The sequence below is a fragment of the Jeotgalibacillus soli genome, assembly GCF_000829435.1.
In the GTDB taxonomy this organism is placed as follows: domain Bacteria; phylum Bacillota; class Bacilli; order Bacillales; family Jeotgalibacillaceae; genus Jeotgalibacillus; species Jeotgalibacillus soli.
Window position 1 is genome coordinate 791101 of sequence record NZ_JXRP01000009.1, and the last position, 24193, is coordinate 815293.

Below are 24193 nucleotides of genomic sequence, written 5' to 3' on the forward strand. Positions count from 1 at the left end.
GAGAGAGGAGGGAAAATGATCATTGAAAAAGATTGCCTGGCTTTTACACTCAGGTATATGGACACTTATCATGGGTGGTTTTGGTTTTTATCTTCTGCTAACTGGCGTAGGTACGTTTGATGAACCAATCATTGAAAAAGAAGCTCCAGTAAACACAGCTCCTGTTGTGAATGAGGCGCTACAACGAGTTCCTGATTTTTCATTAAAAGCATTGGATGGAACAACGATTCAAATATCTGATTTAAAAGGCAAAAAAGTGATTGTTAATTTTTGGACAACCTGGTGCCCGCCTTGTAGAGAAGAGATGCCTGCTTTGCAAAGCTATTATGAGGAGTATCGAGATGTCCACCAAGTGGAGATCGTTGCTGTAAATTTAACGAAGGAGGACCATGGTAAAGATAAAATTGAACAGTTTGCAAGGGAATATGGGCTGACATTTCCAGTTGTCCTGGACGAGGAAGGAAAAGCTCAAAAACAATATATGATTATGACACTGCCTACGACCTTTATCGTAAATGAACAGGGACAAATTCAAAAAAAAATTATAGGACCTGTAACGAGGGAAATGCTCACAGAAGAGATTGGTAATTAATGGTGCACAATATACATAGCATGTCCGTCTAACTTTTCACTCCATGACATAGATTCAGATGTAGTGACTTTTTATGACAGGAGAGGATTACGTTGAAGAACGCAAAAAGACTGCTCCTAATGCTCAGTTGTGCATTGGTTGGTGCTGCGCTTTTTTTCGCGGTCGAGCGCATCTGGCTCCCTGCACCGGAAGACAAGGGAGCAATTCAATCTGAAGTAACAGAAACGATGCGCAAATTACAAAAGGCTCAGGACCTCATAACAAACAGCTATGTTGAGAATGTAGACCCCAACCAATTGATGGATGGGGCGATTCAGGGCATGGTGGCGTCACTTGGCGATCCTTATTCGGTTTATATGGATCAAGAGACCTCAAAGCAATTTGAACAATCATTGGATTCTTCTTTTTCGGGAATTGGAGCCGAGCTGACAAAGGAAGGGGAAGATTTCATCATCGTAGCTCCATTTAAGGGATCACCAGCCGAAAAAGCAGGTCTTAAACCTAATGATCGATTGAGATCTGTTGATGGTCAAAGCCTGCAATCGTTAACTCTGTATGAAGTAACCGCAAAAATTCGTGGTCCAAAAGGAAGCAAAGTCCAGGTTGGGGTCGAACGGGGAGACAGCAAAAAAGAACTTGTCATCACCATTACGCGTGACGACATTCCGATTGAAACGGTTCATAGTGAGCGAATTAAAACAGATGATGGTCATATCGGCTATTTAGAAATTACAACATTTGCTGAGGGAACAGCTAATGATTTAAAAGAAGCCCTTGCCTCCCTAGAAAAAGCAGGGATTGACGGCTTAATTTTGGATGTAAGAGGCAATCCAGGGGGCTTACTATCGAGTGTAGAGGAGGTTCTTCATCAGTTCGTTACGGATAAAAAACCGTTTATGCATATTGAAAAACGAGATGGAGATCGAGAAGCATTAACATCTCCTTTAGAGGAACGCAAGTCGTATCCAATTGCAGCATTGATGAACGAAGGAAGTGCATCCGCAGCTGAAATCTTAGTTGCAGGTCTGCAGGAAGTTGAGGGTTATCCGCTTGTTGGCGGCAAGTCATTTGGAAAAGGAACGGTTCAACAGTCAGTCGATCTTGGGGATGGGAGCCAGATGAAGCTGACAATGTTTAAGTGGCTAACCCCAAATAAGCGCTGGATTCACCGAGAAGGTGTTAAACCGACGATTCCAGTTGATCAGCCGCCGGTATACGATCTGGTTCCATTACAGTCCGCCGTTGTGTTGAAAAAAGGGATGAATGATGAAAAGGTAGCTATATTGCAATCGCTGCTGAATGGATTAGGATATAAGGTAGACCGTACAGATGGTTATTTTAGTGCATCAACGGAAAAAGCTATACAGATTTTTCAAAAATCAGTGGGGCTAAAGGAAAGTGGAGAGGCCAATACAGCTACGCTGCTAGAGCTGGAAAAAGCGATCCAAACCTATAAAGAAAATTTGGCGCATGATCATCAGCTCCAAAAAGCGATCGAGATAATAAGTAAGAAAGAATCATAAATAAAAGAAAATACTTGTATTTTGCATAAAATTTCTCATGTCGATCACGTCAGGATTTGATACAATGAGCATGATCAGAATCTTCCTGATAAGATAATCTATATGTGATGATAGTGGAATCGCCATTTTAATCATACTACTAACGATTCTTTATACCTTTTTACAAATGAAAAAGAAAGGGCGGTGTCCGATGTGATCGATCAATGGATAAGAGAAATTGGATCAGGTATGATTGGTGCGATAATCAATCCAGTTTTATATGTCGCCATCCTCATGTCCATTATTGCAGGACTAGTAAGAGTGAAGCGTGAAAGGAATGACCTTCGTGTCGGCGTTCAATCATGGATGTTGGAATTAAAGAGCTTGTTTTCTTGGGGTCTTTTAATTGGTTTACTCGCATCTATCGCGCTTGTTGCAGTAGGTGTACAGGTACCGATTGCATGGGTGATCGTGGTCAGTATGCTAATGATGTTAGGAGCCCTGACAATGCAATTCAGGGTGTTATCTGCCGCTTTGATTATACCTGCTGCCGGTTTGATTATGCTGCTGCTTCCCTATTTACCATGGAACCTTTCCATCCTGTCGGGATATGAAACCATTCAGTACTCTGCACTTGGCGTCACTAGTGTGGTAATGGGGATCCTGCTGTTTGCGGAAGGCTTGCTGATAAAATGGAATGCGTCTAAAAAATCATCGCCCCGGTTTATTAAAACCCCAAGAGGATTAAAAGCTGGTGCTTTTCTAACAAAAAGAATGTGGCTTGTACCGTTATTTTTACTGATCCCGAGCGGAGCACTGGGAGAGATGGCAGGCTGGTGGCCTGTAATGACGATTGGTACCACTACTTGGTCATTAATAATAGTTCCATTTATACTCGGCTTTCAATTAACCGTTGTGCACGATGTTCCTGCTCCAGTTATTCGTCAGGCATCCAAAGGGATTATTTGGCTTGGGGCATTTGTAACCGCGCTTGCAGCAGCAGGCTGGTGGGCACCATACATATGGATTGCTGCGTTTGCAATTGCTTTTTTCGGAAGAATTTATTTAGCGCTAAAAATAAGAGCGGTGTGCCGACAATCAGGCTACCATTTTATCAATCGTGATCGAGGCATAATTATTGTAGATGTCCTTCCTGGCACTCCTGCAGAGCAAATGGGGCTATTCTGTGGTGAAATTGTCCAAAAGATAAATGGAGAATTAGTGAAGGATGAAGGCGAGTTTTATAGAGCACTTCAAAAAAATCGTGCTCATTGCAAGCTTGAAGTGGTGGGGCATAATGGAGAAATCCGATATGTCCAGCGAGCTTTGCATGAAGGCCAGCATCATCAATTAGGGATTATTATGGTCGAAGACCGTATGCGTCAGTATGAATCAGATAGTGCATAATGAATAGACAACAGAAGAGTATTACTCTTCTGTTGTTTTTTTATGTAATTTTTATCATCGTTTCTTGTATAGCGGTCTGGCAGGTGCTACGATATGTAAAATCATATACGAGAAACAATTGAAAGGGGAACATTGGATGGGAATTCATCAGTATTTTAAAAGTTTATCAGATATGGAAAAGCTCTACCGCTGTCCAGGAAAATTTAAATATGACGAACATACGGTGGCTGCTCATTCCTTTAAAGTGACGAAGATTGCCCAGTTTCTTGGCACAGTTGAGGAACATCACGGAAAAACAGTCAATTGGAAAGTCCTCTATGAAAAGGCGCTTAACCATGATTATCCCGAAATTTTCACGGGTGATATTAAAACACCTGTAAAATACGCTTCAGCGGAGTTAAACCAGCTTTTTATTCAAGTGGAAGAAGAAATGACACAAAAATTTGTGAAAGCGGAATTTCCTAAAGAGTACCAAGAGATCTATTTGGAACGCTTTAAGGAAGGGAAGAATGATTCACTAGAAGGTTGTATTTTATCGGTTGCCGACAAAGTGGATCTGTTATACGAGTCCTTTGGTGAGATCCAAAAAGGGAATCCGGAACCAATCTTTTTTGAAATCTACCAGGAGGCCGTGTCGACCATTTTGAAATTTAAGCATATGGACTGCGTAAAATTCTTCCTCGAACACGTACTGCCAGATCTGCTTAATGAAAAATTCATTCCCCATTCCGAATTGAACGAAATGACGCAAAACCTTATTGCAGATATTCAGTGAGTTGAGTAAGATGGAGGCAGGGATTGAGGTGATAATATGGGGACAAAACTAATTATGGCGATTTTTGCTCCAGCACTGCTCGTTGTATTATTCACTAGGGTCACATACAGCCGCACGGTAGGATTGTTATTAACGGTAGCTCTTATCGCAGCGTCTTCATACAAAGGATACGTTGGAAGCTGGCTTATCATCATTGTAGATGCAGCCTCGCTGACAGCTGGACTATGGTTTGCTAACCGATTTATTAATAAAAAAAAAGAAAAAATTGCGTAGCGCAAAAACGCTGCGCTTTTTTTATGTGCAGATTCACCATAGCTCACTAAAACATATAAACGGTTAGGATTTGTTCTAGATCACTCCAATAAATCAGAGATCCACTCAGAAAAAATATCTGGATATCCTCCTGTATTTTGGCGTAAATCAATGATAATATGCTCTACATTTTCATCGCGAAAAATACGTTTTGAATCATGTGAAAAGTCAAGAACCGAATAATCAGGATCTTCTTCATGATTGTTAATTTGAAAATAAGCAATCGTATCTTCAATTTTGTGATAGCTATACAAATGTGTATAGGCCCGATCAAGAAAATAGATCCGGTTTATGTCCATAAACGGTGGATCGATATGAGCGGTATCATAGTAATGTTTATAGCTATTTGTGGAAAAGTATGAACTTGGCTCAATTACAGAAGTCTGCCTATTTCCCTCTCTCTCAATTTCTGCTGTTAATTCATGATTACGTCCGATCAAGCCCATTCCCTCTAAAAGTACAGGGTCTGTTCCTTCAATAGTTGTAACAGCCTTTACCCAGCAGATATCCTCACTTGATACATATTGATCAAGCTCTGATAAAAAACGTCAGGAGCTCTACCGGCCGTAAGAGCGCACCTTTCCACCAATTAATTCCTTGTAAGGAGTTGATGCACCTGTAATAACAAGTTCATCGCCAAACGACTCTAATGAAATAGGGAAATAATGAACGGTATCGTAATTATAGAGATCTGTATGAGCATCACGCAGCAGAGAGATGAGCTTTTTCAGCTCACTATAAAATGTTGACCGGTCTATACATACGATGAAGTTTTGAACGAAGTTCTTCCACGGCTTGATCGAAGGTCTCTTCGCTAGTGTAGTAAAAAGGATTGTAATGATCTCGTTTAATCAGAAGGACAAAATAGGCTAAGTCTTTGTCCCAGACTTTACTTTGTTTTTCTAGCAGATCATTTTTTGAGAGATTTTGATCTGATGAAAAAAGAAAAAAGGAAGGTATAAATGCAGCTCCTGACATCGAGAGCAATAGTATGGAAATAAATACCGGTTTATTATTCAATACTAAAATCGGCCCTTTAGAGAATTTTGAAGGTGAGTTTTCTGTTATTTCTAATTATCTATTTAAAACTGAAGGTTGAAAAGCGATAATTTATAGATTTCCCCATTCTATTATATACGAATATACGTTCTGTTTTTGCTATCTTTTTTGATAAAGGCTGTGATAAAATAAAACATATTTAAGAAAACACATTAATTTTGACGTAATCCCTGTTTCATCTTAGGATATAGGGTATGAATATAGAAGAAGAGTTTTAGAAGATCGAGTAACGGGAGGGGCATTCATGGTCCAGCAGTTTGATATTCAATCACCGTATAAGCCTGAAGGGGATCAGCCCGAGGCAATAAAAAAGCTTGTTAAAGGAATAGAACAAGGAATGAAGCACCAGACATTGCTTGGTGCTACTGGGACTGGTAAAACATTTACGATTTCAAATGTGATCCAGGAAGTAAAAAAGCCCACCCTTATCATTGCACATAATAAAACGCTGGCTGGCCAGCTTTATAGTGAATTTAAAGAGTTTTTCCCAAATAATGCGGTCGAATATTTTGTCAGCTATTATGATTACTACCAACCGGAGGCTTATGTACCTCAAACTGATACTTTCATTGAAAAGGATGCCAGTATAAACGATGAGATTGATAAACTGCGCCACTCTGCAACATCCGCTCTGTTTGAACGGGACGATGTTATTATCATTGCCAGTGTATCGTGCATTTACGGTCTTGGTAACCCGGAAGAATATAAGGAACTGGTGGTTTCTCTTCGAACGGGAATGGAAATAGAACGTAATCAGCTATTAAGAAAAATGGTAGACATCCAATATGAGCGAAATGATATTGCTTTTCAGCGGGGGACGTTTCGCGTACGCGGTGATGTCGTGGAGATTTTTCCAGCCAAAAGTGATGAGCACTGTATACGGGTTGAATTCTTTGGAGACGAGATTGACCGGATCCGTGAAGTCGATGCACTCACGGGTGAAATTCTGGGAGACCGAGATCACGTAGCTATTTTTCCAGCTTCTCACTTCGTAACGCGGGAAGAAAAGATGAAGGTTGCTATTGAAAATATTCAAAAGGAGCTGGAGGAACAGCTAAATGTGTTAAGGGAGGAAGACAAGCTTCTTGAAGCACAGCGTTTGGAGCAGAGGACTCGATATGATCTTGAAATGATGAGAGAAATGGGCTTTTGTTCTGGAATCGAAAACTATTCCCGTCATTTGACACTAAGGCCAGCGGGTGCCACGCCCTATACGCTTATTGATTATTTCCCAAAGGATTTTCTGCTTGTAGTGGATGAATCCCATGTATCGCTTCCTCAGGTTAGAGGGATGTACAATGGTGACCAGGCAAGGAAGAAAGTACTGGTTGACCATGGCTTCCGTTTACCTTCTGCACTGGATAACCGGCCGCTTAGATTTGAGGAATTTGAAAAGCATGTTAATCAAGTTGTTTATGTTTCTGCTACGCCAGGACCTTATGAGATAGAACATACAAAGGAAATGGTCGAGCAGATCATTCGACCGACGGGACTCTTAGATCCAATTATTGAAGTTCGTCCAAGTGAGGGACAAATTGATGATCTATTAGGTGAAATTCAAGAGAGAATTGAACGTAATGAACGGACACTTATTACGACATTAACAAAAAAAATGTCTGAGGATTTAACCAATTATTTAAAAGAAATCGGAATCAAGGTTCAATATCTGCATTCAGAAATAAAAACGCTCGAGCGAATTGAAATTATACGTGATTTACGTCTTGGAAAATACGATGTTCTTGTCGGAATTAATCTCTTAAGAGAAGGGCTTGATATTCCAGAGGTTTCACTTGTCACCATATTGGATGCAGACAAAGAAGGATTCCTGCGCTCTGAGCGGTCACTGATCCAAACGATCGGACGGGCAGCCCGTAATTCCAATGGGTATGTCATCATGTATGCAAATAAAATGACTGATTCAATGACCAAAGCATTGGAAGAAACGTCAAGAAGACGTGAAAAGCAGATCGCCTATAATGAACGGCACGGCATCACGCCAAAAACCATTCAGAAACAAATCCGTGATGTTATTCGGGCCACGCATGCCGCTGAGGAAGCGGAAGTTTATGATTCTCCAGCAAGCAAGCTGAAGAAAATGTCCAAGCCAGAGCGTGCTAAAGTAATTGAATCAATGGAAATTGAAATGAAGGAAGCAGCAAAAGCGCTTGATTTTGAACGAGCTGCAGAGCTGCGTGACCTTATATTAGAGTTAAAAGCGGAAGGATGACCCTTTTATGGCTAAAGATCAAATCATCATTCAAGGAGCAAGAGCCCATAATTTAAAAAATATAGATTTAACAATCCCAAGAGACAAGCTTGTCGTCATGACAGGGCTATCAGGTTCAGGTAAATCATCACTTGCATTTGATACCATATATGCTGAGGGTCAGAGAAGATATGTAGAATCCTTGTCCGCCTACGCAAGACAGTTTCTTGGTCAGATGGATAAGCCCGATGTGGATGCTATTGAAGGGCTTTCTCCTGCCATTTCAATCGATCAGAAAACGACTAGCAGAAACCCGCGTTCGACAGTGGGAACAGTGACGGAAATCTATGATTATTTGCGTCTGCTTTTTGCACGTATCGGCCGGCCAGTTTGTCCCGATCATGGGATCGAAATTACTTCTCAGACGATTGAACAGATGGTCGATCGCATTTACGAATATCCAGAGCGCACACGTCTTCAAGTCCTTGCACCCATTGTTTCAGGACGTAAAGGAACACATGCGAAAATATTAGAGGATATCAAAAAACAAGGCTATGTTCGTGTGCGAATTGATGGTGAAATGCTTGATATTGGCGATGAGATCGTGCTTGAAAAAAACAAAAAGCACTCCATTGAGGTAGTAGTGGACAGAATTGTTGTAAAGGAAGGATCCGAATCCCGTTTAGCAGATTCTCTGGAGTCCGCCCTCCGCTTAGCAGATGGACGAGCATTAATAGATGTTATCGATCATGAAGAGCTGATGTTCAGCGAGCACCATGCTTGCCCGATTTGCGGCTTTTCGATTGGCGAGCTGGAGCCGAGAATGTTTTCCTTTAACAGTCCTTTTGGCGCGTGCCCGCAATGTGATGGACTTGGTACAAAGCTTGAGGTTGATCTTGATCTGGTAATTCCTGATTGGAGCAGGTCGCTAAAAGAGCATGCCATTGCGCCTTGGGAGCCAACAAGCTCCCAGTATTATCCTTTGATGCTGGAGGCTGTATGCAAGCATTACGGGATCGATATGGATATTCCCGTAAAGGATATTCCTAAGAAAGAAATGGATAAAATCCTATACGGGTCTGGCAAAGAAACGATCTTCTTCCGTTATGAGAACGACTTCGGACAGATCAGAGAAAATCATATTGAATTCGAAGGTGTTTTACGAAATGTAGAGCGGCGTTTTCGTGAAACAAGCTCTGATTACATTCGTGAACAGATGCAAAAATATATGGCGCAGCAGGATTGTCCGACCTGTCATGGTCATCGATTAAAAAAAGAAACAATGGCGGTTAAAGTAAATGGACTGCACATTGGAGAGACAACCGTATTTTCGATTGAAGAAGCCAATCAATTTTTCGGTCAATTAAAGCTGACCGAAAAGGAAGCACAAATCGCAAAATTGATTTTACGTGAAATTCATGAACGTCTTAACTTCTTAATTAATGTAGGTCTTGATTATTTAACCTTAAGCAGAACGGCAGGCACGTTATCTGGCGGAGAAGCACAAAGAATCCGTCTGGCTACACAAATTGGATCTAGATTAACAGGTGTTCTCTATATTCTTGATGAACCATCCATCGGTCTGCATCAGCGTGATAACGACCGCTTGATTGATACGTTAAAAAATATGCGGGATATTGGCAACACCTTGATCGTCGTTGAGCATGATGAAGATACGATGCTGGCTGCAGATTATTTAATTGATGTTGGACCTGGAGCGGGTGTGCATGGAGGACAGATTGTAGCTGCTGGAACGCCGAAACAGGTAATGAAAAACCGTAAATCAATCACTGGACAATATTTGTCAGGCAAGAAATTCATTCCGCTTCCGTATGAAAGAAGAACGAGTGACGGACGAAAAATTGAAATTAAAGGTGCGAAGGCAAACAACTTAAAAAATGTAAATGTTGATTTTCCGCTGGGCGTTTTTACAGCTGTTACCGGTGTTTCCGGCTCCGGAAAAAGTTCACTGATTAATGGCATTCTGCATAAAGCACTAGCCCAAAAGATCAATAATGCCAAAAGCAAGCCTGGAGAACATAAATCTATTAAAGGGATTGATCAGCTGGAGAAAGTAATTGACATTGACCAATCTCCAATCGGTCGGACGCCGCGATCTAATCCTGCAACCTACACGGGCGTTTTTGATGATATTCGCGATGTGTATGCCACAACGAATGAAGCAAAGGTGAGAGGCTACAAAAAAGGGCGGTTCAGCTTTAATGTAAAGGGTGGCCGATGTGAGGCCTGTCGTGGAGATGGAATAATAAAAATTGAAATGCACTTTCTTCCCGACGTATATGTTCCATGTGAAGTATGTCATGGGAAAAGGTATAATCGCGAAACGCTTGAAGTAAAGTATAAAGGAAAAAATATTTCTGATGTGCTTGAAATGACAGTAGAAGATGGACTTGTTTTCTTTAAAAATATTCCGAAGATCAGCCGTAAGCTGCAGACCATTGTTGATGTAGGTCTTGGCTATATTCAATTAGGGCAGCCGGCAACTACCCTATCGGGGGGGGAAGCGCAGCGGGTTAAACTGGCCTCTGAATTGCATAAACGTTCAACAGGACGATCTTTTTATATTTTGGATGAACCGACAACGGGTCTGCATGTCGACGATATTTCCCGCCTTTTAGAGGTACTTCAAAGGCTTGTCGAAAATGGGGATACAGTACTGGTCATCGAACATAATCTTGATGTGATTAAAACGGCTGATCATATTATCGATTTAGGTCCTGAAGGAGGCGATCGAGGGGGGACGATTATCGCAACCGGAACTCCCGAGGAAATTATTCAAGTCAAGGAATCTTATACCGGACGCTATCTTAAGCCAGTGATTGAAAGAGATCGCGCGCGAATGGAAAAGCAAATGGAAGAACGAACTGGTGAGCCGATTACTTCATCAACTTAAAACAATGCTCCATTATAGCTGGAAGTTAGATCGTTAAATATATATCCGCTGTTACTCTTGAAGGACTGATAAGCAAAAGCTGGACGATTTTAAGTCATGGGCATTTGTTGATCAGTCCTTTTACCTTCACCCTGCCGCCTTATTAGAAATCAGTCTCAGGCCTGAAGGTTTTACAGGCAATATTTGAGATTTTTAATAGACAACGCAGGTTAAAAAATGAAACTTTTCCAATGACGAAACGTATGAATAGTCAGGACGATTTAGAATAAAAGGACTACAATTTCAACATAAGGAGTGTGTCGATCACAATGCAAAACGAACGTAAGCGAATTTTGAATCTGGTAGAAAAGGGCACAATAACTGCTACAGAAGCGTTGATATTGCTTGAAGCCTTAGAGAAAGAACCTGCTCGTGCATCACAGCAAACCGACAGTACTTCAATTCATACGGATAAACAATCAACTAGTGCATCAACGAGCCATGGGGAGAGCACAACGAGCTATTCAAGCTCTTCTTCGTCATCAACAGAGAGCAGTAACACTAACCGTTCTAAAAAGAAGGAATTCCCGTTTAATTTCGATGAATTTTTTCAGCAAGGGAAATCAACATCTGAAAAGCAAAACAAGCAAGGGACGAATCCGACAGATCGAATCATGGATTTCGTTCAAAATGCCTTTGAAAAGGTGAAGGGATTAGACTTGGAATTTAATATGGGACCTTCTCTTGAGTTCACTCATACCTTTGAAAGTCATGATAATGACATTCTTGATATTGAAATTAGCGTCGCCAATGGAAAAGTAGAAATTCGTCCATGGGATGAAAATTACGTAAAGGCGGATTGTGATGTGAAAGTTTATCGATCCGACAACCAGGAAAAAGCACTTGCTCAGCTTGTAGAGAATGTCATTTTCAATGTTCAAAATAAAAAGCTTCGTTATGTTTCGGACTTAAAAATGATGAAGATTGATACTGTTATTTATGTACCGAAATTAAGTTATAATCGTTGGGATATTCGATTATTTAACGGGAAATTCCACGGGGAATCTGCTAATGTCAATAAAGTGAAAGTAAAGACGGCAAACGGAAAAATAGAATTGGCCAACATGCTGATTGAAAAAGGTGAGCTCGAGACTGCAAACGGGGGAATTGATGTCTCCAATACTCGGGCGGATTCAATTGAAGCAGAGTCCGTAAATGGAAAAGTGGCTGTGGAGGGTGCCATTGATGAAATGGAAGTGCAGTCTATAAATGGCAATGTTATATGTAAAACCTCAAGTACTTCAGCTCGTAAAATGGAAGCAAAAACGTTAGCCGGCTCAATCACGCTTTATGTTCCGGAAAGTATACCGCTTGATGGAGTATTAAAATCTAATTTTGGCCGCTTTGACATTAATCACCGGGAAATGGATCATATTGAAGAACGCGAAGAAATTATGCAACGCAAGCTTCGATTTACACGTGAACGTCCTGAAGGCACTAAACTGTATCTGTTTGCAGACGCTAAAACGGGAGTAGTAAGTGTAAAACCGCAAGCTGCTGCCAAAGAGCAGTCTTCTCAAGAGAATGCTCAAAGCACCGATCCTGAGGAGTAATGTCGGGAGCTGGCCATTTAAAAATAAACTATGTTATAGTCCATTGTTCATTTTTGCACAGCGTTGATTACAGCGGAAGGCGAGCGCCTTTAGTGGAAATCAACAGACACGTTTAACTAAGCCTAAAAATCAAACAGGACAGAAAAATTCGCTGTATTACTGGCGGATCTTTCTGTCCATTTTTTATCTTCAATCATGTTTTTAACAATGGATTAAATGGTATAGTCATACATAAGACAAATCGAAATACAACAAACAATACGAGTGAAGGCAGGTGAATGATGTGGATGATTTAATTAAGCGCACAACCTGGTTTATTTTAGGAACAGCCGGAGCAGTATTTTTAGGCATAGGCATCCTGTTCTCATTGCTCGGAATGTATGTGCTGGGTGTGGATATGATCACTGTATTCAAGTGGGTATTAGTCATCTTTCTATTAGGTACAGGAATCATTGGATCGTTGATTTTTATTGGTGCTCTGGGATTTGGACTTAAGACCCGTTTTTCTTCAGGGAAAACAGCATAATGTGTACGGCAAAAAAGTGACCATTAAAGGTCACTTTTTTCGTTGCAGCACTTATTTCGAAGAGCTGACAAATGCATCAAATCCTGCTTTTTTCAATGCCTTAACGTGGGAATCTGCTCTTGCTCGATTCGTAAATGCACCTGCCTGAACCCGGTACATTTCTGAAGCGGATTTTGAAGGTGGTAAGGCCATCTCAATTCCAAGCTGTTGAAGGACTCCTTGTGCGATTGCTTGACCACAAAGCTTGCGGTATGATTCGGATGCAAGCAGCGCTTTATCGGAACGGTTGGTCATAAAACCGCATTCAACAAGAATGGCAGGCATTCTTGTTTCTCTTAGTACGTGAAAGTTAGCCGTTTTGATTCCTCTGTCCCTGCGTGCAGTTTCTGCTATCAGTCTTTTATGGACGGCGCTGGCAAGCTGTTTTGCATTTGGTGATGCATTCTGATGAACGTAGGTTTCGATTCCATGTATGTCATTCCAGCTTCCGTCACCAAATGCGTTTGCATGAATGGAAATGAAGTAGTCTGCTTGTGCTTGGTTTGCGATGGCTGTTCGTTGAGCAAGCGGGACGTCTCGTTTGTCATCATGTGTTTGAATGGTCGTGATGTTTGCCAGATGAAGCTGTTTCATGGTTTCTGTCGCAACAGCCCGGTTAAATGCATACTCAACCATCCCGTCTGGACTCCTCTTTCCTGGTGTATCATAGCCGTGGCCTGCATCAATAATAATTGTTGTCAATTTTCATTCCTCCTCTCGCTTTCCATATAGCATGCAGCACTAGATAACGACACCTATGCAGGAAGAAAAGAGTCGTCTGGTGTAGTGAATCATTTTCCAAAGTGCTACAATAGAAAGTATGTGAAGTAAATGCAGGGTGCTCATTTGCAGCCACCATTACATAGTGTAGGGGGAACAGATGTGGTTAAGGTAACAACGAAGGATATCATAGAACAGTTTAAGCTTGAGCTAGTGAGCGGGGAGGAAGGGATTCACCGTCCAATTACAACGAGCGATATTTCTCGTCCTGGTTTAGAAATGGCTGGTTTTTTTAGTTACTATCCGGCAAAACGTATTCAGTTGCTTGGTCGTTCAGAGATGTCTTTTTTTGAGCTGCTTTCTGTTAAAGAGCGTATGGATCGAATGACACAGCTCTGCACTGTTAATACACCGGGAATTATTTTATCGAGAGATATGGAAGTTCCGACAGAGCTGATTGAGGCATCTGAACGTCAGCAGGTACCGGTTATGAAAACACCGATTAAGACGACGCGTTTTTCAAGTAGATTGACAAATTATCTGGAGAGCAAGCTTGCTCCGACAACGGCGCTGCACGGTGTACTTGTAGACATCTATGGTGTTGGTGTTCTGATTACTGGTAAAAGCGGTGTTGGGAAGAGTGAAACAGCGCTTGAGCTTGTAAAAAGAGGGCATCGGCTTATTGCGGATGATAGTGTAGAGATTCGTCAAGAAGATAAGGATACACTGATTGGCAGCTCACCGGAATTAATCGAGCATTTACTCGAGATTCGCGGTCTGGGCATTATCAATGTAATGACTTTGTTTGGAGCAGGGGCAGTAAGAAGCCATAAACGAGTAACCCTTGTCATTGACTTGGAGCTGTGGGATAAAAACAAGCATTATGACCGTCTTGGTTTAGATGAAGAAAAGATGAAGATTATTGATTCTGAGATTACAAAAATCACGCTGCCTGTTCGACCAGGCCGAAATTTAGCCGTTATTATTGAAGTGGCTGCGATGAATTTTAGACTTAAACGTATGGGTGTTAATGCCGCTGAACAGTTCACAAACCGCTTAGCTGATGTCATTGTAGATGGTGAGCATGACGATATTTAACTTGTGCATGTGAAGGGAGAATGATTATGTTAGCAGCAATACAGCCGCTTGATCCGATTGCTGTAAGCCTTGGTCCAATCAATGTTGCGTGGTATGGGCTTATCATTGGCACGGGGATTATACTTGGCTACTTTTTAGCGAATTCAGAAGCGGATCGAATTGGTCTTCCTAAGGATACCTTTGCTGATTTATTAATTTGGGCAGTGCCAATTGCGATTATTTCTGCTCGGATTTATTATGTTATTTTTCAATGGGAGTTTTATGCAAACAACCCGGGTGCCATTATTCAGATATGGAATGGTGGAATCGCGATTCATGGAGCATTAATTGGATCGGTTGTAACAGCCATTGTTTTTGCTAAAAGAAGAGGAATTTCAGTTTGGAAGATCGTGGACATCGCAGCTCCGAGCATTATTTTAGGACAAATGCTTGGAAGATGGGGCAACTTTATGAACCAGGAAGCACACGGTGGTGAAGTGACACGAGCATTTTTAGAGGGTCTGTATTTACCGGACTGGATCATTAACCAGATGTACATAGAAGTGAATGGATCATACGCTTATTACCATCCGACCTTCTTATATGAATCTTTGTGGAGCTTGGCTGGTCTTATATTGCTTTTAGTGATGAGACGGTTTAATCCAGGACGAGGCGAAATTTTCCTGACATATGTGATTTGGTATTCGATCGGAAGAGCCTTTATCGAAGGCTTGAGAACGGACAGCCTTATGCTTACGGAATCCATTCGTGTAGCACAATTTATTTCGATTGTACTCATTATAGGCGCCATTGCCATTATGCTGTATCGCCGTAAAACAGGTCAGTCAAATGTGAGGTATGCTGATAAGAAAAATGCATAGGTTGAAGACAGGGGGAGATTCTATTGACTAGCTCGACGTTGAAAGAGGGACTGAAATCAGGCCTCCAAACAACGTGGACGTTGGGGAAAATTATTTTTCCGGTAACGTTTATTGTTGTACTTTTGCAGTATACACCCGTTTTACCTTGGGTGACGGAGCTAATTGCACCGTTCATGGGTATATTCGGTTTAAGTGGAGAAGCAGCGATTCCCCTTGTTTTAGGTAACTTTTTAAATTTGTACGCGGGTATTGCAGGGATCCTATCTCTTGAGATGACAGTAAAGGAAGTATTTATTATTGCTGTCATGCTGTCATTTTCCCATAATCTATTAATTGAAACAGGGGTTGCGCTGAAAGTAGGCGTAAAGCTCTGGGTCGTTTTGGTCGTCAGATTGGGTCTTGCCTTTATATCAGCTATTGTCATTAATCTTGTTTGGAGCGGCGGTCAGGAAATCGCGCAATATGGTTTGGTCCCTCCACAGCAGGAAGAGCCTTCGGGCTGGGCAGCCATCACGTTAATGGCACTTGAAAAGGCAGGGTTTGGTGTGCTTCAGCTTGCGATTATTGTCGTCCCTTTAATGATCATTATCCAAGTGATGAAGGATTTGAAATGGCTTGACGTTTTTTCTCGCTGGATGGCACCTGTGACACGAGGCCTTGGTATGAAAGAAAATACGTCTATGACACTCGTGGCTGGTTTGACAATTGGTCTTGCTTATGGAGCGGGAGTCATGATTAAAGCAGTAAAAGAAGACGGCGTTAGCAGAAAGGATGCCACGCTTGCTTTTATTTTTCTTGTCTCGTGTCATGCCGTTGTTGAGGATACACTAATATTTATTCCGTTGGGTATACCGATTCTGCCGTTATTTTTAATTCGAATTACAACGGCCATTATATTAACGATGATCGTTGCTTATATTTGGAAACGAAGTGATGCGGCAAAAGAAAGGAAGCTAGAATATGAACAAGCCAATTGATACCATATTATTTGATTTGGATGGTACGTTAATCAATACAAATGAACTCATTATTGCATCATTTTTACACGTGATGGATCGTTATTTTCCTGGGGAATACGGACGTGACGACGTTCTTCAGTTTATGGGACCTCCTCTTGTGGAATCCTTTGAACGAATTAACCCCGCGAAGGTTGATGAAATGGTTGCTTATTATCGTGCGTTTAACTTAGCACAGCACGATTTACTGGTAACAGGCTTTGAAGGGGTGGGAGAGACCTTGCAAGCGCTTCATGATAGAGGGGTCAAAATGGCCATCGTATCCACAAAGCGAAACGATGTGGTCATGATGGGATTAAAGCTTATGAAGCTTAATCACTATTTTGATGTCGTAATTGGTCTTGATGATGTAATCAATGCAAAACCCGATCCAGAGCCGTTGAATAAAGCATTGATCGCTTTAGGCTCTTCCCCTGACACAAGTCTTATGGTGGGAGATAATCACCATGATATCCTTGGAGGAAAAAATGCAGGGACGAGAACAGCGGGTGTTGCTTGGACATCAAAAGGAAGAGAATATTTAGCCGGATATGAGCCTGACTACATGCTTGAAACGATGCAGGATTTGCTAAAGCTTTTTCCGGAGCAGCATCGATGAGAAGAACTGAACGCCATAAGGTAGAAGGATCAAACTCCTTATGGCATGTGTATAAAACGGTGCCGTTTTGGAAAGTGATGCGCAACTTTATTGTCATTCAAGCAGCCCGCTACACTCCTTTTCTTGGAATGAAGAATTGGCTATATCGTACTTTTCTGGGTGTGAAGATTGGTGAACAGACCTCCTTTGCATTAATGGTCATGCTTGACGTCATGTTCCCGGAGAAAATATCAGTAGGGAAAAATAGTATCATTGGGTATAATACCACCATTTTAGCGCATGAATATTTGATTCATGAGTATCGGCTGGGATCGGTTGAAATTGGGGATGAAGTACTAATTGGAGCGAATACCACCATCCTTCCTGGTGTGAAAATTGGAGACGGCGCGATTGTCTCTGCAAGCACCCTTGTACATAAGGACGTGCCGCCGGGCTCATTTGTAGGCGGCAATCCAATGCAGATCCTTCGGCTAAAAGAGGATTCAGAGAAGACGAATGATTCCTTATAATACGAGTAGAGCTGTTCCGATAAGTCACTGACTGGGAGCAGCTTTTTTACTGGTCAGCATGGTCAATCGTCAATACAGCCATATTTGAAGACCGTTTCACTGTTTGAATACAAAAAAAGTCACCGAGAACACACTCGTTCCTCGGTGGCTTGCTGTTTTTCCTCTATCAATCACGCATGAAAATGCTCGGCACTTCGGTTAAATGCATTTTCTTCGACCTTAAAACCCATATCTTGAATCATAGCGATGTCTTTTTCGGCTTCCTGACCAGATGTTGTAAGGTAGTCTCCAAGGAAAATAGAATTGGCAGCAAAAAGAGCTAGTGGCTGAGCTGAACGCAGATTTACTTCTCTTCCTCCTGCAATTCGAATTTCCTTTGATGGAAGCATAAAACGGGCAAACGCAATAATGCGCAGGCACCACATTGGATTTAACGAGTCTTTCTCTTCGAATAGTGTTCCTTTAATTGAATGCAGAAAATTGATCGGAACGGAGTCAGCATCAAGTGATTGCAGGGATCTGAACATGCTGATAATGTCTTCTAGGCTTTCTCCCATTCCGATAATGACGCCTGAGCAGGGGGAAATGCCAGCGGATTTCACTTTTTCCACTGTATCAACCCGATCGTTGAAGCTATGTGTGGTCACAATGTCTTCATGAAAATCCTTGGACGTATTAAGGTTGTGATTATAACGGTCAACACCAGCCTCCTTTAATGATTCAGCCTGTTCATCTGCCAAAAGACCGAGACAAGCACAAAGCTTTAACGGAAGCGTTTCTTTTATTTCCTTCACGGCTTCTTTTACGGTGTCAAGCTCGTGACGGCTAGGTCCTCTGCCGCTAGCGACAATACAATAGGTTCCTGCACCAAGAGAAGCTGCTTTTTTTGCTCCTTCTACAATTTCTTCTTTTGACATCATTTTATATTTTGTAATTGGCGCTTTGGATTCTGAAGATTGCGAACAATAGCGGCAGTTTTCAGGGCATAGCCCCGACTTCGTATTGATCAGCATATTAAGCTTCACGTCATTTTCATAATAATGATGACGGATTTTGTATGCAGCATCGAGCTGGCTCATTGTTTCGGTTGTTGATGCTGTTAAAAAGGCATATGCTTCTTGATCTGTTAAGGTGTGGCCATTGAGTGCGTCTTCTGCAAGCGTTAGCCAGTTCATCCCGTCACCTCATTTTTTAATGTTGGATTCTTACGGCGAGTCTCTGGAAAAACTTGAAGTACCTTGTAGGATACGGATGCGGCAACGACTGCCAAGACTATATCCTTCGGAAGAGGGGCAAGCATCCACATCCAGGCCATTCCGTATGTAAATCCTTCTGGCGCTGAAAACCAGAGCTTGTAAGCCATGTACATCCAATTTGTCCCGACTCCATAATTAATGGCAGTGCCGATGAACGAGGCAGCCAATAACATCGCAAAGGAATTATTTTTCTCTGTTACAATTCCGACAACCCATGCAACTAAAATATAAGATAGTAAAAAGCCAAAAGTGGGACGTATAATAATCCCAATGCCGCCAAACCATTGCGCGAATACCGGCATACCGGCAATTCCAATCATCAGATAGATAACCATTGCAATTGGACCCCATTTTTTTCCTAATAAAAGCCCGGCAAGGATGCAGACAATTGTTTGAAGGGTAATCGGCACACCGCCAATTACGAAAAATGGAATGATCGATATAATGTTTGCACCAATTGCCATTAGTGCTGCGAACATGGATGCCAAAACCATTCCGTGGATAGGTGATTTAACCATTTTTTCATTCTCCTTTACGATATACTGTTTAGAGTATACGAATAAAATTAATTTTTAGTCAACTATTTTTTAAAAACGGTTTACTTAATTATTTTACTTCAATGTTTTTTAAGATTCATTGCTTTATTCGATCTTTTTTCATGTCATCAAGATGTCATTTTCATGACATCCGGCCTTATTGGTTTTTATTTATGTCAATGTTCGTTACAATGCTTCATAAGCACTTAAATTTTAACGGTCGCAGGAATTTGAAAGGGGAATTTTTAAATGAAAAAATTATTGCTCCCAATTATAGCCGGGATTGCATCGCTTGCACTTATTGCCTGCGGGGATAACGAAGAAGGACAGGAACAAAACGAAGAACCGACACAGGAAGAGGCAGCCGCTCAAGAGCAGATGGAGGAAATGCAAGCGAAAATGGAAGAGCAGCAAGTTGCTGAGGATGAAATTGTTGCTGTTGTGAACGGTGAAGAAGTTACAGGTGAGCAATATAATGCCTTATTGACACCAAGCCAAACTCAATTTCAGTCAATGGGACAGGACCCGACAACGGAAGAAGCAGCAGAGCAGATTAAAACCATGACACTGGATAATTTAGTGGGACAGGTATTGTTGCTTCAAAAAGCCAATGAGTCGGGAATCAATGTTTCAGAAGAAGAAATAGAGGAAGAGAGAAGCGCAATAGCTGAGCAATATGGCGGTGCAGAAGCATTTGATGAATTGCTGGCACAAGCCGAAATGGATGAAGAAATGTTAAACACCCAGCTTGAAAATCAGGTTAAATATAATAAGTATATAGAAGAAACACTTCCAATAGAAGAAGTTACGGATGAAGACATCCAAGCCTCTTACGATGAATTAACAGTACAATATGAAGAGTCTGATCAGGAAATTCCAGCTTTAGAAGATGTCCAGGAGGATATTCGATCCCAACTGGAAAGAGAACGATCTCAGGAATTGCTCGTTCAGCATGTGGAGGAATTAAAAGAAGCCGCTGAGATTGAATTTTTAATTTAATTAAGACTTTGTTAAACTAGCCGGTTGATTTCCGCTGCAGGCGTTCGCTTTCCGCAGGCGGTCTGGGAGCCTCCTCGGCGCTTTGGGCATGTGGGATCTCCCTTTGACTCGCTTTCCCCGCAGAAGTCTCACGCCTTGCGCTCCAATCAACCTAGTGTAATAATAAACAATGATCTTTAACACGGCCTTAATTAAAAATAAAGAAAAAAAGATTCAGCGCATTCCCCTTATTTTGTTGGAGAATGCGCTGTTTTTGTATTCTTTTAAACGAGCGATTTATCATGTGAAAATTAATCTTCTTTCCTTGACGTCGCATAGCAGAATTAGTACACTACTAATATCTTTAATTTACTACCATATTAGCGAACTAAAGGATTTGTAGTTAAATCTATTTATTTGCACACAATATTGTGAAGTTTTCCTTAGTTTTTATTAACTTTCTGTCTGAGAAGTTATACTATAATAAAATCAACGAAATTAGTTTACAGCTGTCGTGATCATGAAAGGGTGTACGAAACGTGTCGAATTTATTTATGTTTGAAAAGCCGCTTGGAATGAGAGATACATTTCCTCATTTATATAAAATAAAAAAAGAAATTACGGATAAAGTAGCAGCTGAAATGGAGAAATGGGGCTATCAGTTTTTAGAAACACCAACGCTTGAATATAATGAAACGGTTGGTGAAGCGTCTGCTATTTTAGATCAGCAGCTGTTTAAGCTATTGGATCAGCAAGGACGCACGCTTGTGCTTCGTCCAGAAATGACGGCGCCGATTGCTCGTGTGGCCGCTTCGAAGCTGTTAAAGGATCGAAATCCGCTGCGTCTCGCCTATTCAGCAAATGTTTTTCGCGCCCAGCAGCGTGAAGGTGGACGCCCGGCGGAATTTGAGCAAATGGGGATTGAATGCATAGGGGATTCATCCATTAGTGCAGATGCAGAAACGATTGCCTTACTCGTTTCTTCGCTAAAGGCTTCTGGTCTTGAAAATTTCACGATTTCGGTTGGTCATATGGGTTTTGTACAGGCACTGTTTATGCAAATTGTTGGGACAGAAGAGCGTGCGCAGCAGCTTAGACGCTTTTTATATGATAAAAACTATGTGGGCTTCAAAAGGCATGTAGAAGGACTGCCATTATCATCTATTGATAAAGAACGTCTTTATCGATTGCTGTCCATTCGAGGAAACGGGGAAAGCATTCGAGAAGCGTACGAATTGCTGGAAGGCGAAACAGGAATGCGGCCGCTTGCTGAGCTAGAGGAGCTTTGGAGTCTGTTAAAGGATTACGGAATCGAGTCCTACGTCAAAATGGATATTAGCCTCGTTAGCCATATGACATATTACACAGGCGTTTTGTTTGAAGTTTATGCAGAGCGAGTAGGCTTTGCAATCGGTAATGGCGGACGCTACAACATGCTGCTGAAGAAATTTGGTGCAGATGTTGGGGCGACTGGCTTTGGTATTCGCCTGGATTATTTAATGGAGGCTTTATCACTTCCAGCAGTGGAAGATCATACATCCTTAATCTTGTTTTCTCAGGAGCGCCGTCAGGAAGCAATTGAACTGGCTTTAACGATTCGGGAAAAAGGAGAAAAGGTGATTATACAGGACATTACAGGCGTATCCGATTTAGATCGTTATACAGCGCAGTTTGAGCAGATTCACTATTTTGTTGGACAGGCAGGAAAGGCGGACGAAAGGCTATGAAGGAATTAACGATCGCGATGCCAAAAGGCAGAATTTTTGAAGAGGCAGTTGTCATGCTGAAGCAGGCAGGCTATAAGCTTCCGCCGGAGTTTGATGATTCGCGCAAGCTTATTATAGAAGTGCCAGAAGAAAATCTTCGTTTTATATTAGCAAAGCCAATGGATGTTCCAACATATGTGGAACATGGGGTTGCAGACCTTGGGATCGCTGGGAAAGATGTGATGCTTGAAGAAGAGCGTGATGTGTATGAGCTGCTCGATCTTCATATCAGCCACTGCTACTTAGCGGTTGCCGGTCTTCCAAATACGACCATGAACGAAGTGGCGCCTCGTATTGCAACGAAGTATCCGAATGTAGCCTCCTCTTATTTTAGAGAGCAAGGAGAACAGGTTGAAATTATCAAACTGAATGGATCGATTGAAATTGCTCCAATTATTGGGTTGACTGATCGGATTGTAGATATAGTATCAACTGGACAAACATTAAAAGACAACGGCTTAGTGGAATATGAACGGATCGTAGATATTACTTCCCGGCTCATCGTGAATCCGGTCAGCTACCGTATTCAGCATGAGCGAATTCAAGAAATGGTCGATCGTCTTGGTCAAGTTATTTCAGTGAAACCTGTAAAATAAGGCTGCTAGAACAACGGTTCAAGGCGCATGGAAAGGAATGAATTGAATGGATATACGATCGCTTTCAAGCTATAGAATTCCACGCTCTTCTCTTGATCATGGGACGGAGGAGCAGCGAAAAGCAGTTCAAACGATTATAGATGATGTTCGCGAGCAGGGAGACAAGGCAATCAAATACTACACGGCGGAATTTGACGGGGTACAGCTTGATAACCTTAAAGTTACGGATGCTGAAATCGACGAAGCTGTTACACAAATCGATGAGCGTATGCTATCGATTTTACAGGAGGCAGCGAATAACATTGCTTCCTTCCATGAACGTCAAGTACAGCAATCCTGGATGACGACAGAAGAAAACGGGACGATCCTCGGTCAAAAAGTAACTGCGCTGGATGCGGTTGGAATATACGTTCCAGGGGGAACAGCAGCGTATCCCTCCTCGGTCTTAATGAATGCCATTCCAGCACAGGTTGCGGGTGTTAATCGAGTAGTGATGGTTACGCCTCCTGGAAAAGATGGCAAAGTACCTGCCGGTGTGCTTGCTGCTGCAAGGATTGCTGGTGTTCGTGACATTTATAAAATTGGTGGAGCACAGGCAGTTGCAGCACTTGCTTATGGCACAGAATCGATTAAGCCTGTTGATAAAATTACAGGACCAGGCAATATCTTTGTGGCGCTGGCCAAAAGAGAAGTATTTGGAATCGTCGATATTGATATGATTGCAGGACCAAGTGATATTACGGTTCTCGCTGATGAAACAGCGGTTGCTTCAGAGGTTGCGGCAGATTTATTATCTCAAGCAGAGCATGGCGAACTGTCACAGGCGAATCTTGTGACTACATCAATGGTTCTTGCTGAAGCTGTTTCAGAAGAAGTGGACAGACAGCTGGAAGAGCTGCCTAGACACGAAATGGCTCGTGCGGCGATTGAAGAAAATAGTTCCATCTACGTGGCCGATACATTGGCTGAGGCGATTGAAGCAGTCAATAAAATTGCGCCAGAGCACTTGGAAATTCAAGTGAATCAGCCGATGGAAGTAGTAGGGCGCATTCGTCATGCAGGTGCGATCTTTGTAGGAAGATTCAGCTCAGAGCCAGTTGGAGATTATTTTGCAGGGCCGAACCACACGCTTCCAACAAGCGGTACAGCAAGATTTTCAAGTCCGCTATCCGTAGAGGACTTTGTCAAAAAATCAAGTATTATCGCATACAGTGAAGCAGCGTTTATGCTTAATGCACAGAAAATTGCTGATTTTGCCAGACTTGAAGGGCTGGAAGCGCATGCTCGTGCATTGGAAGCCCGTTTTAAATCCGAGGAAAAATAATAAAAGATAGGC

Annotated in this window: 22 protein-coding genes; 18 read left to right on the plus strand and 4 right to left on the minus strand. The window is 41.9% G+C overall.

Features of this window, described 5'->3' with window-relative positions:
* Positions 1 to 22 precede the first annotated feature (22 nt).
* From KP78_RS06725 to KP78_RS06745, 5 genes are all read left to right on the plus strand, one after another.
* Positions 23 to 592, plus strand: a complete 570-nt coding sequence (locus KP78_RS06725; protein ID WP_052474655.1) for a TlpA family protein disulfide reductase — start codon at positions 23 to 25, stop codon at positions 590 to 592.
* A gap of 92 nt (positions 593 to 684) precedes the next feature.
* Complete coding sequence (locus KP78_RS06730; protein ID WP_235420858.1) at positions 685 to 2115, plus strand: S41 family peptidase; 1431 nt, start codon at positions 685 to 687, stop codon at positions 2113 to 2115.
* Positions 2116 to 2307: 192 nt separating this feature from the next.
* On the plus strand, positions 2308 to 3501 hold the full coding sequence (locus tag KP78_RS06735; protein WP_052474656.1) for a PDZ domain-containing protein: 1194 nt from the start codon (positions 2308 to 2310) through the stop codon (positions 3499 to 3501).
* 136 nt (positions 3502 to 3637) lie between these two features.
* Entirely contained in the window at positions 3638 to 4276 is a 639-nt protein-coding gene (locus KP78_RS06740; protein WP_041087275.1) for an HD domain-containing protein, read from the plus strand.
* A gap of 36 nt (positions 4277 to 4312) precedes the next feature.
* Positions 4313 to 4549, plus strand: coding sequence for a CsbA family protein (locus KP78_RS06745; RefSeq protein WP_041087277.1), 237 nt, complete (start codon positions 4313 to 4315; stop codon positions 4547 to 4549).
* A gap of 80 nt (positions 4550 to 4629) precedes the next feature.
* On the opposite strand, the gene KP78_RS06750 is transcribed toward KP78_RS06745, so the two are convergent.
* Positions 4630 to 5028, minus strand: coding sequence for a S41 family peptidase (locus KP78_RS06750; RefSeq protein WP_041087279.1), 399 nt, complete (start codon positions 5026 to 5028; stop codon positions 4630 to 4632).
* 863 nt (positions 5029 to 5891) lie between these two features.
* Between KP78_RS06750 and uvrB the strand changes: the two genes are divergently transcribed.
* The 4 genes from uvrB to KP78_RS06775 all read left to right on the plus strand — a co-directional run bounded on the left by uvrB (position 5892) and on the right by KP78_RS06775 (position 12885).
* Entirely contained in the window at positions 5892 to 7874 is a 1983-nt protein-coding gene (gene uvrB, locus KP78_RS06760) for an excinuclease ABC subunit UvrB (RefSeq protein WP_041087282.1), read from the plus strand.
* Between the two features lie 7 nt (positions 7875 to 7881).
* On the plus strand, positions 7882 to 10767 hold the full coding sequence (uvrA, locus tag KP78_RS06765; protein WP_041087284.1) for an excinuclease ABC subunit UvrA: 2886 nt from the start codon (positions 7882 to 7884) through the stop codon (positions 10765 to 10767).
* A gap of 308 nt (positions 10768 to 11075) precedes the next feature.
* Positions 11076 to 12359, plus strand: a complete 1284-nt coding sequence (locus tag KP78_RS06770) for a DUF4097 family beta strand repeat-containing protein (protein ID WP_041087286.1) — start codon at positions 11076 to 11078, stop codon at positions 12357 to 12359.
* A gap of 283 nt (positions 12360 to 12642) precedes the next feature.
* The gene (locus KP78_RS06775) at positions 12643 to 12885 is read left to right on the plus strand and encodes a hypothetical protein (RefSeq protein ID WP_041087288.1); all 243 of its coding nucleotides are present in this window, start codon (positions 12643 to 12645) and stop codon (positions 12883 to 12885) included.
* Positions 12886 to 12936: 51 nt separating this feature from the next.
* Here KP78_RS06775 and KP78_RS06780 read toward each other — a convergent pair whose 3' ends face one another.
* Positions 12937 to 13626 carry an N-acetylmuramoyl-L-alanine amidase gene (locus KP78_RS06780; RefSeq protein WP_052474657.1) on the minus strand — a complete coding sequence of 230 codons (690 nt, stop codon included), beginning with the start codon at positions 13624 to 13626 and terminating at the stop codon, positions 12937 to 12939.
* A 180-nt stretch (positions 13627 to 13806) separates the two neighbouring features.
* Between KP78_RS06780 and hprK the strand changes: the two genes are divergently transcribed.
* From hprK to KP78_RS06805, 5 genes are read left to right on the plus strand one after another with little or no spacing between them, the layout of a single operon-like run.
* Complete coding sequence (hprK, locus tag KP78_RS06785) at positions 13807 to 14742, plus strand: HPr(Ser) kinase/phosphatase (protein ID WP_041087290.1); 936 nt, start codon at positions 13807 to 13809, stop codon at positions 14740 to 14742.
* A 26-nt stretch (positions 14743 to 14768) separates the two neighbouring features.
* Complete coding sequence (gene lgt / locus KP78_RS06790) at positions 14769 to 15602, plus strand: prolipoprotein diacylglyceryl transferase (protein ID WP_041087292.1); 834 nt, start codon at positions 14769 to 14771, stop codon at positions 15600 to 15602.
* A gap of 23 nt (positions 15603 to 15625) precedes the next feature.
* The gene (locus KP78_RS06795; RefSeq protein ID WP_041087294.1) at positions 15626 to 16579 is read left to right on the plus strand and encodes a nucleoside recognition domain-containing protein; all 954 of its coding nucleotides are present in this window, start codon (positions 15626 to 15628) and stop codon (positions 16577 to 16579) included.
* Positions 16563 to 17216, plus strand: coding sequence for a pyrophosphatase PpaX (ppaX, locus tag KP78_RS06800; RefSeq protein WP_041087296.1), 654 nt, complete (start codon positions 16563 to 16565; stop codon positions 17214 to 17216). The genes KP78_RS06795 and ppaX overlap by 17 nt, the downstream gene beginning before the upstream one ends.
* Positions 17213 to 17725 carry an acyltransferase gene (locus KP78_RS06805; RefSeq protein WP_041087298.1) on the plus strand — a complete coding sequence of 171 codons (513 nt, stop codon included), beginning with the start codon at positions 17213 to 17215 and terminating at the stop codon, positions 17723 to 17725. The genes ppaX and KP78_RS06805 overlap by 4 nt, the downstream gene beginning before the upstream one ends.
* Positions 17726 to 17895: 170 nt before the next feature.
* Here the strand turns inward: KP78_RS06805 and bioB are convergent, their stop codons facing one another.
* On the minus strand, positions 17896 to 18900 hold the full coding sequence (gene bioB / locus KP78_RS06810; RefSeq protein ID WP_041087299.1) for a biotin synthase BioB: 1005 nt from the start codon (positions 18898 to 18900) through the stop codon (positions 17896 to 17898).
* A complete protein-coding gene (locus KP78_RS06815) occupies positions 18897 to 19499 on the minus strand; it encodes a biotin transporter BioY (RefSeq protein ID WP_041087301.1) in 603 nt (200 codons plus the stop codon). Before KP78_RS06815 ends, bioB begins: the two co-directional genes overlap by 4 nt.
* Before the next feature lie 267 nt (positions 19500 to 19766).
* Between KP78_RS06815 and KP78_RS06820 the strand changes: the two genes are divergently transcribed.
* The 4 genes from KP78_RS06820 to hisD all read left to right on the plus strand — a co-directional run bounded on the left by KP78_RS06820 (position 19767) and on the right by hisD (position 24181).
* Positions 19767 to 20516 carry a SurA N-terminal domain-containing protein gene (locus KP78_RS06820; RefSeq protein ID WP_041087303.1) on the plus strand — a complete coding sequence of 250 codons (750 nt, stop codon included), beginning with the start codon at positions 19767 to 19769 and terminating at the stop codon, positions 20514 to 20516.
* Between the two features lie 518 nt (positions 20517 to 21034).
* Entirely contained in the window at positions 21035 to 22222 is a 1188-nt protein-coding gene (locus KP78_RS06825; protein ID WP_041087305.1) for an ATP phosphoribosyltransferase regulatory subunit, read from the plus strand.
* Complete coding sequence (hisG, locus tag KP78_RS06830; RefSeq protein WP_041087306.1) at positions 22219 to 22857, plus strand: ATP phosphoribosyltransferase; 639 nt, start codon at positions 22219 to 22221, stop codon at positions 22855 to 22857. The genes KP78_RS06825 and hisG overlap by 4 nt, the downstream gene beginning before the upstream one ends.
* Positions 22858 to 22903: 46 nt before the next feature.
* Complete coding sequence (hisD, locus tag KP78_RS06835; RefSeq protein ID WP_041087308.1) at positions 22904 to 24181, plus strand: histidinol dehydrogenase; 1278 nt, start codon at positions 22904 to 22906, stop codon at positions 24179 to 24181.
* Positions 24182 to 24193: the final 12 nt, after the last annotated feature.

What these genes read in the sequence shown, in the direction of transcription:
- KP78_RS06740 (WP_041087275.1), top strand. Translation starts at nt 3,638, where the DNA reads ATGGGAATTCATCAGTATTTTAAAAGTTTATCAGATATGGAAAAGCTC.
- KP78_RS06745 (WP_041087277.1), top strand. Translation starts at nt 4,313, where the DNA reads ATGGGGACAAAACTAATTATGGCGATTTTTGCTCCAGCACTGCTCGTT.
- uvrB (WP_041087282.1), top strand. Translation starts at nt 5,892, where the DNA reads ATGGTCCAGCAGTTTGATATTCAATCACCGTATAAGCCTGAAGGGGAT.
- uvrA (WP_041087284.1), top strand. Translation starts at nt 7,882, where the DNA reads ATGGCTAAAGATCAAATCATCATTCAAGGAGCAAGAGCCCATAATTTA.
- KP78_RS06770 (WP_041087286.1), top strand. Translation starts at nt 11,076, where the DNA reads ATGCAAAACGAACGTAAGCGAATTTTGAATCTGGTAGAAAAGGGCACA.
- lgt (WP_041087292.1), top strand. Translation starts at nt 14,769, where the DNA reads ATGTTAGCAGCAATACAGCCGCTTGATCCGATTGCTGTAAGCCTTGGT.
- ppaX (WP_041087296.1), top strand. Translation starts at nt 16,563, where the DNA reads ATGAACAAGCCAATTGATACCATATTATTTGATTTGGATGGTACGTTA.
- KP78_RS06805 (WP_041087298.1), top strand. Translation starts at nt 17,213, where the DNA reads ATGAGAAGAACTGAACGCCATAAGGTAGAAGGATCAAACTCCTTATGG.
- bioB (WP_041087299.1), bottom strand. Translation starts at nt 18,900, where the DNA reads ATGAACTGGCTAACGCTTGCAGAAGACGCACTCAATGGCCACACCTTA.
- KP78_RS06815 (WP_041087301.1), bottom strand. Translation starts at nt 19,499, where the DNA reads ATGGTTAAATCACCTATCCACGGAATGGTTTTGGCATCCATGTTCGCA.
- KP78_RS06820 (WP_041087303.1), top strand. Translation starts at nt 19,767, where the DNA reads ATGAAAAAATTATTGCTCCCAATTATAGCCGGGATTGCATCGCTTGCA.
- hisG (WP_041087306.1), top strand. Translation starts at nt 22,219, where the DNA reads ATGAAGGAATTAACGATCGCGATGCCAAAAGGCAGAATTTTTGAAGAG.
- hisD (WP_041087308.1), top strand. Translation starts at nt 22,904, where the DNA reads ATGGATATACGATCGCTTTCAAGCTATAGAATTCCACGCTCTTCTCTT.